Below are 12,663 nucleotides of genomic sequence, written 5' to 3'. Positions count from 1 at the left end.
CGATATAGTATTAGTTGATTATATTAGCGCAGCTTACCGCAGTGTTTTTTAAGGTAACAGAATGAAGTGGATCATGTTCTGGCAAACAGTCATGTTGTTTGCCGCAGTTTGTGTGTCCGCATGGTTGTGGAAATATTCTGCTATCTGGTCGGCAGTATTAGGTGGACTGAGTTACCTGATACCTACATTATTGGCGATGCTAACCATCATCGCCGCAAAAAAATTACCGGCGCTATTACCGGCAACACTATTAATGGCCGAAATCAGCAAAATTCTCATGATATGCCTAATGATGTTGCTGGTTTACGTGTGCTATTCCGCAGTTAACTGGTTTGCTTTCCTGACAGGACTTATACTGGTCAGTCAGGCTGGATTGTTCACATTTAGAAAAAGATTGTTACTATGAGCGGCACAGAGATGACTCCGGGCGAATATATCAGCCACCACTTAATCAATTACACTCAGAAATCACCAGATTACCAGACCAATATGGTTGATTTCTCCTTTCTTAATCTGGATACCCTATTTTTTTCCATACTGACTGGCATCATTGCCTCAGCTATTCTGTTTGTAGCCGCTCGTCGTATGAGAGTAGGTGTGCCTACCCGTTTTCAAGCCGCCGTCGAACTACTAATTGAATTTGTGGGCGGTATCTGCAAAGATATGGTTCACAATGAGAAATCCCGAAAAACCATTGCTCCTCTGGGCTTAACTGTATTCATGTGGATTCTGTTCATGAATATTATGGATCTGCTACCTGTAGATTTGTTGCCTTGGGCATGGCAGCATGCTACGGGTGATCATCATGCATTTCTTCGCGTTGTTCCCACGGCTGACCTGAATACCACCATGGCAATGGCGATATCTGTTTTGTTTCTGTGTATCGTTTACAATATCAAAATCAAAGGATTGGGTGGCTGGATACACGAATTATTCAGTGCACCGTTTGGTAACAAAATTTGGTTGTTCATCCCTAATTTTCTGATGAATATCATCGAATTTTTCTCCAAGACCCTGTCTCATGGTATGCGACTGTTTGGTAACATGTATGCCGGTGAAATTTTATTTATGGTGATCGCTCTAATGGGTGGTGCCTGGGGTATGTCCGGTGCTGCAGGCGTAAGCGATGTGGTTTTATTCATTCTCCAGATTGTTGCAGGTCTGGCTTGGGCCATATTCCATATTTTAGTCATTGCTTTACAGGCATATCTCTTTATGGTGCTGACCTTCGTATATTTGGGTCAGGCTCACGATTCCCATTAAGGGTAATTTATTTATTGTAGTATTCTTTTCTTTTATTTAAGGAGTGAAGTAAATGGGTGGTTTAATCGCTATCGCTTGTGGTTTGATGATTGGTATTTCTGCCATGGGTGCATCTATCGGTATCGGTATGCTGGGCGCAAAATACATGGAATCTTCTGCCCGTCAGCCAGAATTAATGAACTCATTGCTGGGTAAATTCTTCATTATCATGGGTATGATTGATGCTGCGTTCATTATCTCTCTGGGCGTATCATTCTTGTACTTCGCCAAAATCGGCGGCTGATAAACTTAGATTTGCTGGTTGTTAACTGTATTAATTAATAAACACAAATTCTAAAGGTTTAATCGTGAATATCAACGCAACCCTAATTGCACAAGTACTTGTTTTTGTCATGTTTGTGCTATTTACGATGAAATTCGTATGGCCACCCATCGTCAAAGTACTTGATGCCCGTGCCGACAAAATTGCCGAAGGTTTGGCTGCTGCCGAACGTGGAAAAAACGATTTTGCTCAGGCGGAAAAACGTGTTGCTGATATCTTGGCCGAGGGTCGCAGTCAGGTCTCCGAAATGGTGGCCAATGCGGAAAAGCGTGCCGCGCAGATTGTTGAGGATGCCAAAACACAGGCATCCGAAGAAGCTGCCCGTATCATGGCTCAGGCAAAAGCTGATGTAGAGCAGGAAGCTAACCGGGCCCGTGAAGCACTGCGGCAGCAGGTAGCAGATTTGGTTGTAAAAGGTGCCGAATCTATCCTGCGCAGTGAAGTTAATCCTTCACGTCACGCTGATTTACTGGCGAACCTGAAACAGGAGCTGTAATCCCATGGCTGAGTTCGCAACCATAGCCAGACCTTATGCCAAGGCATTGTTTAGTCTGGCGCAAGAACAGAATCAGATTGAGTCTTGGTTGGACGAACTGAAAACACTGGCTGAAATCATACTGCAACCGAAAGTGCAGTTGCTAATAGATGAGCCGGAATGCGAATACACTGAAAAGGCAAAAGAAATCCTGTCTTTAGTGGATTTTACGCCCGCAGAAGATTTGAGAAACTTCATTTTTGTGCTGGCGCAGAACAAACGCTTAACAGTTTTGCCAGAAATTTATACGTTATTCCAAGACTATTCTTTGTCCCTTAACGACATAAAAGAAGCCACCGTATACACAGCCTACCCTATTGATAAAGCGCAGTTTGCACAAGTAGTAGTGGATCTGGAAGCCCATTTCAACACACGGTTGAAAGCGCATCAGGTGGTTGCCCCAGAATTAATTGGTGGCATAAAAGTAGAAGTTGGTGACCGAGTATTGGATTTGTCGGTGCAGGGTAGATTAAACAGCCTGCATACGGCATTGATGAATTAGGAGAGTTTTCATGCAGCTTAATCCTGCTGAAATTAGCGATTTGATTAAAGCTAAAATCGCAAACCTGAACGTAGATACAGAATTACGTACCCGTGGTACCGTAATGTCTGTAACTGACGGGATTGTGCGCGTACATGGCTTGTCAGACGTGATGCAAGGTGAAATGCTCGAGTTTCCCGGCAATACATTTGGTCTCGCCATGAACCTGGAGCGCGATTCTGTAGGTGCCGTGATTCTGGGCGAATCCGAACACATTAAAGAAGGTGACGAAGTTACCTGTACTGGGCGTATTCTGGAGGTGCCAGTAGGCCGTGAGCTGGTAGGACGCGTCGTAGATGCACTGGGTCGCCCCATTGATGGTAAGGGACCGATTAATGCTACACATACTGCTCCGGTAGAAAAAATTGCTCCGGGTGTAATTGCACGTCAATCTGTTGATCAGCCAATGCAAACTGGTCTGAAAGCCATTGATTCAATGGTGCCTATTGGCCGCGGACAGCGTGAATTAATTATCGGTGACCGCCAGACAGGTAAAACAGCCGTGGCTCTGGATGCTATTGTTAACCAGAAAGATACCGGCGTAATCTGTATTTATGTAGCCATCGGCCAGAAAGCTTCTTCCATTGCTAGCGTAGTGCGCAAACTGGAAGAACATGGTGCAATGGATCATACCATTATTGTAGCAGCTACTGCCTCTGAAGCAGCTGCGCTGCAATATATCGCTCCGTATGCTGGTTGTAGTATGGGTGAATTCTTCCGTGATAATGGTGAAGATGCCCTGATTGTCTATGATGACTTGTCCAAACAGGCCGTAGCCTATCGTCAAATTTCCCTGCTATTGCGCCGTCCACCTGGCCGCGAAGCTTATCCGGGTGACGTATTCTATCTGCACTCACGTCTGCTAGAACGTGCTTCCCGTATTAACGCACATGAAGTAGAAGAACTGACCAAAGGTGCAGTAAAAGGCAAAACCGGTTCATTAACTGCATTGCCAATTATTGAAACACAGGCTGGTGACGTTTCTGCATTTGTACCAACCAATGTAATTTCCATTACTGACGGACAGATATTCCTAGAAACCGACCTGTTTAACTCCGGTATTCGTCCGGCCATTAATGCTGGTATCTCTGTATCCCGCGTAGGTGGTGCTGCTCAGACTAAAGTTATCAAAAAACTGGGTGGTGGTATTCGTCTGGCATTGGCTCAGTATCGAGAACTTGCAGCGTTTTCTCAGTTTGCTTCTGATTTGGACGAAGCAACACGCAAACAGTTGCGTCATGGTGAAGTTGTGACCGAACTGATGAAACAGAAACAGTTCAGCACGTTGAGTACAGGTGAAATGGCACTAACTCTGTGGGCAATCAATAATGGCTCATATGATGATGTTCCTGTGTCCAAGGCATTGAATTTTGAGTCAGAATTTTTGGGCTATGTGCGTACTCAGTGTCCAAATGTATTACAGGACATCGATGCCACCGGTGCATTAAGCGATGACAATGCCAAAGCATTGGACAACGCCATGAAGACCTTCAAATCGTCTTACGGCTATCAGGCGTAAACGTGTCATTGAAAGGAGTCTGAAATGGCAGTAGGAAAAGAGATTCTCACCCGAATTCGCAGTGTTCAAAATACCCAAAAGATCACTAAAGCGATGCAGATGGTGTCAACCTCTAAAATGCGGAAGACTCAGGAACGGATGCGTCAGGCGCGTCCGTATGCCGATAAAATTCGTCTGGTGATGAGCCATCTGGCACAAACCCATTCTAATCACAACGTCCCGCTGTTGCGCAGTAATAATGACAGTAAGCGAGTAGGATTTATTGTTATTACGACTGATAAAGGACTATGTGGTGGTCTGAATGCCAATATCCTTAAAGCATTCTTCAGTAAAGTGCAAGAATGCAATCAGCAGGGGCTGGAGGCCGAAGTTGTATGTCTCGGCAGTAAAGGACTGGCCGCCTGTAACCGAGTGGGTTTGAATGTCATTGCCAGTGCTGTGGGTCTAGGTGATACACCTAGAGTGGCTACATTGCTGGGTCCGTTAACGGAAATTTTTCAGCGTTATGCAGAAGGTAAACTGGATGCCATTTATCTGGTTTATGCCGGCTTTATCAATACCATGCGTCAGGAACCACGTCTGGAAACACTGCTGCCCATCGGGCAGAATGTTCTGGATCAGGTATCTGAAAGTAAGGAATACAGCTGGGAATATGTATACGAACCCTCGCCACAACAGGTGCTGGAATTTTTAGTCCGCCGTTATTTAGAGTCTGTGGTTTATCAGGCCTTATCTGAAAATATGGCTGCCGAGCAGGCTGCGCGTATGGTAGCGATGAAAGCTGCTACCGATAATGCAAGCAATGCCATTAAAGAATTGCGTCTGGTGTATAACAAATCGCGTCAGGCAGCGATTACCACAGAGTTGTCAGAAATTGTGGCCGGTGCTGCTGCTGTTTAAGCAGTACAGGTCAAATAAACTTAGGATGCGATAATGAGCCAAGGCAAAATCGTACAAATCATTGGTGCGGTAGTGGACGTAGAATTCCCACATGATTCCATACCCAATGTGTATGACGCTCTTAAACTGGTTGATACTGATTTGACTCTTGAAGTTGAACAGTTACTGGGTGATGGTATCGTGCGTACCATCCCTATGGGTACTTCCGATGGTCTGAAACGCGGTATGGCCGTAGTTAATACCGGCGCACCGATTACTGTACCGGTTGGTACAGCTACGTTGGGTCGGATTATGGACGTTTTGGGTCATCCGGTGGATGAAGCTGGCGAAATTCAGACCAGTACTACCCGCTCCATTCACCAACAGGCACCGAAATTTGATGAGCTTTCCAGCTCTACTGAATTGCTGGAAACGGGTATCAAGGTGATTGACCTGCTGTGTCCATTTGCCAAAGGCGGTAAAGTTGGTTTGTTTGGTGGTGCCGGCGTTGGTAAAACCGTTAACATGATGGAACTGATTAACAACATTGCCAAAGCACACAGTGGTTTGTCTGTGTTTGCCGGTGTAGGGGAACGTACTCGTGAAGGTAATGACTTCTATCACGAGATGAAAGACTCCAACGTACTGGATAAAGTGGCCATGGTGTATGGTCAGATGAACGAACCACCTGGTAACCGTCTGCGTGTAGCTTTAACTGGTCTGACCATGGCGGAATACTTCCGTGATGAAAAAGATGAAAATGGTAAAGGTCGTGACGTACTGCTGTTCATTGACAACATTTACCGTTACACTCTGGCCGGTACTGAAGTATCAGCTTTGCTAGGACGTATGCCGTCTGCTGTGGGTTATCAGCCAACACTGGCTGAAGAAATGGGTCGTCTACAGGAGCGGATTGCTTCTACTAAAACTGGCTCCATTACTTCTATCCAAGCCGTGTATGTACCTGCAGATGACCTGACTGACCCATCTCCGGCCACAACATTTGCTCACTTGGATGCAACCGTGGTGTTAAGCCGTGATATTGCTTCTTTAGGTATTTATCCAGCAGTGGATCCGCTGGACTCTACTTCACGCCAGCTAGACCCCGCTGTAATTGGTCAGGAGCATTATGACGTTGCACGTGGTGTACAGACTACTTTGCAAAAATACAAAGAGTTGAACGATATCATTGCGATTCTGGGTATGGATGAATTGTCTGATGAAGACAAACTGACCGTAAACCGCGCACGTAAGATCCAGCGCTTTTTGTCACAGCCATTCCACGTAGCAGAAGTGTTTACCGGTGCGCCGGGTAAATATGTTTCACTGCGTGATACCATTGCCGGCTTTAAAGCTATTCTGAATGGTGAGTACGATCACCTGCCTGAACAAGCTTTTTACATGGTAGGCAATATTGAAGAAGCTGCTGAAAAAGCGAAAACCCTAAACTAAGGAGCGCTTGATGAGTACCATGCAAGTGGAAGTGGTGAGTAACGAAGAAAACATCTATTCAGGTGAAGCCAGCTTTGTTGTTGTGCCGACTCTGGAAGGTGAGCTAGGTATTTACCCTCGCCATGAACCCATTATGAGCTTGGTGCGTCCTGGTGCTCTTCGTTTGACCGTACCTGACCAGAAAGAAGAAATTCTGGTAGCAGTATCAGGCGGTGTTCTGGAAGTACAGCCGAATAAGCTTACGCTTTTGGCAGATGTGGCCGTTCGCAGTGAAGAAATGGATCAGCAGCGTGCCGAAGAAGCCAAAAAAGCAGCCGAATCCGGTATCCATGAGGCCAAGGATGATGTTTCACTGGCCAAAGCTCATGTGGCTTTAGCTGCGGCGATTGCTCAACTGAAAACTCTGGATTACCTGCGCACTCATCGAAAATAACATTGATTGATATAATCAGATAAATAATCTGATTATAATAAAAAATGTTTTAAGCCCGAGCATTGCTCGGGCTTTTCTATTACTTAAGTTCAACCATGAGAAAATATTGCTCAGTATAATGTTTTAAACTTCAAAGTATATGTCATTTACAAATTAATGATAAGAGCTGATACATCAAAAGAAATCATTGAGACCAGTAAACAAATATTTAATTGTAATAAAAATACTATAAACTTTTTAAAAGCTTATTGATATGGTATTGATCTGTAAAATGCACTATTAAATAATAAGTTAAACTAATTCAGTAATTATTGTTGATTTCTGCAGTAACAAATTAAATTGATATACAAAAAGCAAAAGCATAAAGCTTTTGCTTTCGTATTTACTACAAATATTGTATTCCAGATAATTTGATTAAGCTTGTTTAGTTGGATAGATAGTCAGCTCACTAATATTGGTATCTTCCGGCTGCTCAATGGCAAAGTTAACAGCACGAGCAATGGCTTCAGGGCTTATGCCAACCTGATTGTATAATTGAGTCATACTTTGCAGCACATTTTCATCAGAAATACTTTGTAACAGCTCTGTGTTGATCGCTGCAGGATACAAAGTAGTAGTACGGATATTGGTTTGTTCAGTGGCACTTTCCTGCCGGATAACTTCCATCAGATTACGTACGGCAAATTTAGTTGCGCCATAAACACCACAGCCCATGAAGCTTTTCAAGCCAGCAATTGAAGAGGTAGTGATGATATGGCCAGATTTCTGTTTCGTGAAAATAGGCATGACCGCAGCAATTCCATTTAGCACGCCCTTCAGATTAATATCAATCATATTATTCCAGTCGTTTGTCTGAAGAGCACTGATAGGGGAGTTGGGCATAATACCGGCGTTATTAAATATCACATCTACACCCTGAAAATGTTTTTGAGCCAGCTCAACTAATGCATGCATTTCTTCCGGCTGGCGCACATCTGTAACTTGATAAACGGCCTCACCGCCAGACTGAGTAATCTGTTGTTGTAGTTGTTGAAGCTGTGATTCGCGGCGCGCAGCAAGTACGACTTTTGCTCCGTTTTGAGCTAGTAAGCGTGCAGTTGCTGCGCCAATACCTGATGATGCACCGGTTATGATGACTACTTTATTTTGAACAGCCATGTTTTACTCCTTTGATTAGTTCCGTTTAGTGCTCAAACACCGATGTTTTGTTAAGATTAAATGACAGGTATATAAATATTAGCTGGCAAATTAGCTATAGTGTCTGAGCTTAAGTTTGACCAAGGAAAAATTTCAAAATTATCAAATATCTGAATACATTTGAAGTTTAGAGCAAATTACTTTTCATTGTCTTGATAAATTTGCTTGGCTAGATTAAATGCAGACCAAGCCTTCGGCCAGCCCACGTAAAAGGACAGATGAGTAATAATTTCAACAATTTCATCTTTGGTGATGCCATTTTGTTTGCCAATATTCAGATGGGCACTTAATTGCTCGAAATTACCGGCACTGATTAATGCTGCAATAGTAATCATGCTGCGCTGATGTGCTGGCAATTGTTGTTCTCGTGACCAAACTTCACCAAATAAAACATCATCATTAAAATGAGCAAACTGAGGTGCAAATTTGCCTAAAAGTTCATGACCTGCTGTCTGTTTTTTCATTGCAGTACTCCTCTAGATTAAAAATTACAGAGCGTTGTAATCGCTGCTTACTACGGGTTCCAGCCATTCGCTTTGACCTTTGGTAATGGCCACATGACTGAACCAACTATCTTTCGTTGCTCCATGCCAATGTTTGACTCCGGCATGAATAACCACTACATCGCCAGGATTAAGTAATTGTGCCGGTTTGCCTGCTTCTTGATACCAACCCTGACCGGCAGTAGCAAGTAAAATTTGATAGCCATTTAAATGTTTGTGCCAATGGTTGTGGCAGCCGGGCTCGAAAGTAACATTGCTAACGTCTACATCAACATTTCCATCAATAGCAGCCAGATTAGCTAAATAGCTCTGACCAATAAAATATTGAGCATAATTGATATTTTCTTCACCTAGTGGAAAGATTTGTTTAAATGATGAATTCATGGTTTTTATCTTGAAATGTTTTGATGATTAAGTATAAAACTTCAAGTTCACTTTAATTCAAGTATTTTTTATTGAGCAAATATTTCATGATTAATCACCATTTTTAATCTAAACATATTAGTAGGCAACAGCACATTTCAATGTGTTGATCTACTTCCAATTTCTAAGATGTTTTTATATTGTCTAAGCGTATCTTAATAATTGCGTAGATTTACCCCACAGCTGATAGCTGCATGCCCATACAATGTGACCGGCTTCATCAGTGAGTTCTTCCGGGGCACCGTTGACATCGGTGTGGTAGTACAGCACTTTTTGTTCTGTACCGGTAGTGGTCTCTACTNCTGGCTAAGGGTTCATAGCCGCTTTCATCAGTGTAGATATAGACGCTTTTGCTTCTGTCGGTACGGGTTTCCTGAATCATTTTTAGCCCGTCCCACAGGAAGTGGGTACGGCCGTGTGCGTCGTAGGTATATTGCAGGCCACGGAAGTGGAGTAAGTTGTAAGCAGCCGACAATGTTCTAAATATTATGATAGCTGTTTTAGTAGTGGCGGGTGATATTGCCCAAAAAAGTTATTGTAGTAATCATAAATTATATAATATTTTGTTTTTTAATATAAATTTCTTATTAAAATTTGATGGTATCTTTATGTTAGGGATTACTCATAATAATAAAATTTTCACATTATTTTGAATATTTCATTTTTACTAAAATGTCCCCTGTATTTAATCTTATTTTATTATTTTCGTAAATATATTCTATCCATAATTCTTTATTATCTGATTCACAATCATTCATTACTCTATATTCAGAATATCCTGTATACGTGTTTATTAGTGGAATTATTTTTTCCACTTTTCCTTCAATTTTATTTTGCGATAAATAAACAGTAAGTTGTTTTAACAAATATAGTTTTAAATATAATTCTTTATTATTTCCATTTAATGAATTAATTTCATTTTCAATAAAGCTGATAATTTTTTGCATATTACCTCTCAATATAAATAGTTATTTTTTCACCATTTGGTGTTAAAACATTAATATGTGGTACTGTTTTATGAGGATGGCCATCTGGTAATCCCTCATGTCCATATAAAACACCATTTTTATTAAATTGGTAATCTTTATGGTATACAGCAGTTTTGTTTTTTTCTAAAGGTCTAAGTTTAAATTCTTTTTTTTGTTTAGATGTTTTGTCTGTCGATTTATTCCCAGCTCCGGTAACTTTTCGGGTGTTATTAAAAGCGCCATATAATACTTGATCGGCTTCTTTAAATGAATTAACACTTACATCTTTTCCTGATTGTGCTTCTTTTATTTTTTTATTCAGTTTTGAGTTGTTAGCTACATTACACAACCCCCACGGATCAATCCAAGTCAACCCATTAGGCGCATACTGATACAAATTAAATCCACCCAGTAACCCAATCGGGTCCGGCTGCGTANTAAGCCCGTTTCTCTGTCTAAATACTGCCCCTGATACCTCAGGTTCTGTTGTATCTGGCTGTGTTCGATTTCCTGTATCGGCTTGCCCCACAGCTGATAGCTGCATGCCCATACAATATGACCGTCTTCATCAGTGAGTTCTTCCGGGGCACCATTGACATCGGTATGGTAGTACAGCACTTTTTGTTCCGTACCGGTGGTGGTCTCCACTCTGGCTAAGGGTTCATAGCCGCTTTCATCAGTGTAGATATAGACGCTTTTGCTTCTGTCAGTACGGGTTTCCTGAATCATTCTCAGCCCANGGTACGGTTGCATGCTTTGCCCGCCCGGTCTATCTGGTGTTTTTCGATACGTCGGCCTAAGGCATCGTAGACATAGCCGTAGCGTTCGGTACGGTTTAATTTTTCGATACGAACTTCGGTCAGGCGGTGTTCGGCATCGTATTGCAGGTTTCCCAATAGACTTGGTTACGACAGCTTTCGATTAGGCCGGTGCGGTCATAGTGGTAATCGGTCTGTCCTTGCTGAGTATGTTTTTTACTCACCAGTCGGTCGAGGTTGTCGTACTGGTAGCGTCCTTAGCCTGAAGTAGAGGAGGGTTAATAACTATAGTTGTATATAAATTCAAACAGATAATAAATATTTTCTAATCAAAAGCCTAAGCAAAATAATTTAGGCTTCTATATATAATCTCAACTATTATCAATAATTTGTATGTTAATAATAAAACTTAAATATTAAATATTCCGATATATTTAAGTCCGTTATAGTTTTCTTTGTATGGTTTTTTAAGTGTTAATTCACTTGCTTTATACCAAAATAAAGCATTAGCTTTTGATATACCTAATTCAATGCATTTCTCATAAATTCTTTTTTTCTCATTTTTATTCACTTTTATGCTATCAATAATGTATTCAATTTTCTGAGAAGAACTAAATCTTTCTAATACAACTAATTTTTCTGTAATATAAGCGATTTCTCCAATATCTGCACAAAATAAACATCTTGGTTTTGGGTTTAATACATCCTTTTGTATACCCTCAAACTGTTGAAAATATTGTTGATATTTTTCTTCCTCTAAAAAGTTATTGNCCTATCCATAATTGAATGGTAACTTTATTTATATCAATTTTATTCATATTTAACTATTCCTTAGTTAACATCCTGATTTATATCTCATATGCTTCTTATGGGTTTGTTCAATTATATCCATTGCTTGTTTTTTCGATTTAGCTCTATTTAATCTTTTAATTAACTCTTTATGAAAATATGAACCAGCCTTAGTACCATGATGATCTCCTTGAATTAGTGCCCCAGTTTTTTTATTTGTAACATCAACAAAATAAATATCTTTAGTGGGAACTGTCATTGCCTTTAATTCCTGAGCAGTAAACCCTAATGATTTAGCTTTTGCTGCTAGGCTAACAGGGAACATTTCATGTTTGCCTCCACCATTGCGTAAAGCTGTTTCAACTGCTTTTTTATTAGCCCTGATTTCATCGAGTGAGGCATTATTAAACCAGTCATCAAAGCCTCCTTTCTTCCAAGGAGCCCAACCCCAAGGGTCAATCCAATNTCAACCCATTAGGCGCATACTGATACAAATTAAACCCACCCAGCAACCCAATCGGGTCCGGCTGCGTGAATCTGCCTATATCCGGGTCATAGTACCTGAAAGTATTGTAATGTAAGCCCGTTTCTCTGTCTAAATACTGTCCCTGATACCTCAGGTTCTGTTGTATCTGACTGTGTTCGATTTCCTGTATCGGTTTGCCCCACAGCTGATAGCTGCATGCCCATACAATATGACCATCTTCATCAGTAAGTTCTTCCGGGGCGCCGTTGACATCGGTGTGGTAGTACAGCACTTTCTGTTCCGTACCGGTGGTGGTCTCCACTCTGGCTAAGGGTTCATAGCCGCTTTCATCCGTGTAGATATAGACGCTTTTGCTTCTGTCAGTACGGGTTTCCTGAATCATTCTCAGCCCGTCCCACAGGAAACGGGTACGGTTGCAGGCTTTGCCCGCCCGGTCTATCTGGNTGTTTTTCGATACGTCGGCCTAAGGCATCGTAGACATAGCCGTAACGTTCGGTACGGTTTAATTTTTCGATACGAACTTCGATTAGGCGGTGTTCGGCATCGTAGAGGTAATACTGGGTACCGCTGGCGGTCTGTTTGCTGAGGGTACGT

18 protein-coding genes and 1 pseudogene are annotated in these 12,663 nt (G+C 41.8%); 9 read left to right on the top strand and 10 right to left on the bottom strand.

The window, feature by feature from the left end; translation table 11 throughout:
* The first annotated feature begins 61 nt into the window (after positions 1-61).
* The 9 genes from J3U75_RS04785 (at position 62) to J3U75_RS04745 (ending at position 6,944) form a co-directional block, all read left to right on the top strand.
* Complete coding sequence (locus tag J3U75_RS04785; protein ID WP_267390812.1) at positions 62-406, top strand: ATP synthase subunit I; 345 nt, start codon at positions 62-64, stop codon at positions 404-406.
* Positions 403-1,263: a F0F1 ATP synthase subunit A gene (atpB, locus tag J3U75_RS04780; RefSeq protein ID WP_100141183.1), complete on the top strand. Its 861-nt coding sequence runs from the start codon at positions 403-405 to the stop codon at positions 1,261-1,263. Before J3U75_RS04785 ends, atpB begins: the two co-directional genes overlap by 4 nt.
* A 52-nt stretch (positions 1,264-1,315) precedes the next feature.
* Positions 1,316-1,546, top strand: a complete 231-nt coding sequence (atpE, locus tag J3U75_RS04775) for a F0F1 ATP synthase subunit C (protein WP_025331627.1) — start codon at positions 1,316-1,318, stop codon at positions 1,544-1,546.
* Between the two features lie 64 nt (positions 1,547-1,610).
* Positions 1,611-2,081 carry a F0F1 ATP synthase subunit B gene (locus J3U75_RS04770; protein ID WP_025331626.1) on the top strand — a complete coding sequence of 157 codons (471 nt, stop codon included), beginning with the start codon at positions 1,611-1,613 and terminating at the stop codon, positions 2,079-2,081.
* A 4-nt stretch (positions 2,082-2,085) separates the two neighbouring features.
* Complete coding sequence (locus J3U75_RS04765) at positions 2,086-2,622, top strand: F0F1 ATP synthase subunit delta (protein ID WP_267390810.1); 537 nt, start codon at positions 2,086-2,088, stop codon at positions 2,620-2,622.
* A gap of 10 nt (positions 2,623-2,632) precedes the next feature.
* On the top strand, positions 2,633-4,180 hold the full coding sequence (atpA, locus tag J3U75_RS04760) for a F0F1 ATP synthase subunit alpha (RefSeq protein ID WP_100151587.1): 1,548 nt from the start codon (positions 2,633-2,635) through the stop codon (positions 4,178-4,180).
* 24 nt (positions 4,181-4,204) lie between these two features.
* A complete protein-coding gene (gene atpG / locus J3U75_RS04755) occupies positions 4,205-5,080 on the top strand; it encodes a F0F1 ATP synthase subunit gamma (protein WP_100141186.1) in 876 nt (291 codons plus the stop codon).
* A gap of 33 nt (positions 5,081-5,113) precedes the next feature.
* A complete protein-coding gene (atpD, locus tag J3U75_RS04750; RefSeq protein ID WP_100100496.1) occupies positions 5,114-6,511 on the top strand; it encodes a F0F1 ATP synthase subunit beta in 1,398 nt (465 codons plus the stop codon).
* A gap of 10 nt (positions 6,512-6,521) precedes the next feature.
* Positions 6,522-6,944, top strand: a complete 423-nt coding sequence (locus tag J3U75_RS04745; protein WP_100156701.1) for a F0F1 ATP synthase subunit epsilon — start codon at positions 6,522-6,524, stop codon at positions 6,942-6,944.
* A gap of 414 nt (positions 6,945-7,358) precedes the next feature.
* On the opposite strand, the gene J3U75_RS04740 is transcribed toward J3U75_RS04745, so the two are convergent.
* The 10 genes and pseudogenes from J3U75_RS04740 to J3U75_RS04695 form a co-directional block, all read right to left on the bottom strand.
* A complete protein-coding gene (locus J3U75_RS04740) occupies positions 7,359-8,102 on the bottom strand; it encodes an SDR family oxidoreductase (RefSeq protein WP_267390808.1) in 744 nt (247 codons plus the stop codon).
* A 176-nt stretch (positions 8,103-8,278) separates the two neighbouring features.
* Complete coding sequence (locus J3U75_RS04735) at positions 8,279-8,605, bottom strand: carboxymuconolactone decarboxylase family protein (protein ID WP_100141190.1); 327 nt, start codon at positions 8,603-8,605, stop codon at positions 8,279-8,281.
* Positions 8,606-8,629: 24 nt separating this feature from the next.
* The gene (locus tag J3U75_RS04730; protein ID WP_267390807.1) at positions 8,630-9,028 is read right to left on the bottom strand and encodes a cupin domain-containing protein; all 399 of its coding nucleotides are present in this window, start codon (positions 9,026-9,028) and stop codon (positions 8,630-8,632) included.
* A gap of 183 nt (positions 9,029-9,211) precedes the next feature.
* On the bottom strand, positions 9,212-9,337 hold the full coding sequence (locus J3U75_RS04725; protein ID WP_267390806.1) for an RHS domain-containing protein: 126 nt from the start codon (positions 9,335-9,337) through the stop codon (positions 9,212-9,214).
* Between the two features lie 374 nt (positions 9,338-9,711).
* Complete coding sequence (locus J3U75_RS04720) at positions 9,712-10,014, bottom strand: hypothetical protein (RefSeq protein ID WP_100140250.1); 303 nt, start codon at positions 10,012-10,014, stop codon at positions 9,712-9,714.
* A gap of 1 nt (position 10,015) precedes the next feature.
* Positions 10,016-10,432 (bottom strand): hypothetical protein, encoded by a 417-nt coding sequence (locus tag J3U75_RS04715; protein ID WP_267390805.1) that lies wholly within the window; start codon positions 10,430-10,432, stop codon positions 10,016-10,018.
* Positions 10,405-10,788, bottom strand: a complete 384-nt coding sequence (locus tag J3U75_RS04710; protein WP_267390804.1) for an RHS repeat protein — start codon at positions 10,786-10,788, stop codon at positions 10,405-10,407. Before J3U75_RS04710 ends, J3U75_RS04715 begins: the two co-directional genes overlap by 28 nt.
* Positions 10,789-11,202: 414 nt before the next feature.
* Positions 11,203-11,541 (bottom strand): annotated as a pseudogene (locus J3U75_RS11395) (immunity 22 family protein); the annotation flags it as partial.
* An 87-nt stretch (positions 11,542-11,628) separates the two neighbouring features.
* The gene (locus J3U75_RS04700) at positions 11,629-11,907 is read right to left on the bottom strand and encodes a hypothetical protein (RefSeq protein ID WP_267390802.1); all 279 of its coding nucleotides are present in this window, start codon (positions 11,905-11,907) and stop codon (positions 11,629-11,631) included.
* 130 nt (positions 11,908-12,037) lie between these two features.
* Positions 12,038-12,451: an RHS repeat-associated core domain-containing protein gene (locus tag J3U75_RS04695; RefSeq protein WP_323811350.1), complete on the bottom strand. Its 414-nt coding sequence runs from the start codon at positions 12,449-12,451 to the stop codon at positions 12,038-12,040.
* Between the last annotated feature and the right edge of the window lie 212 nt (positions 12,452-12,663).

The sequence above is a fragment of the Snodgrassella sp. B3088 genome (assembly GCF_026535815.1).
GTDB lineage: Bacteria > Pseudomonadota > Gammaproteobacteria > Burkholderiales > Neisseriaceae > Snodgrassella > Snodgrassella alvi_E.
The sequence above is the reverse complement of the archived record's forward strand: the minus strand, read 5'-3'. Positions and strand labels throughout refer to the sequence as shown.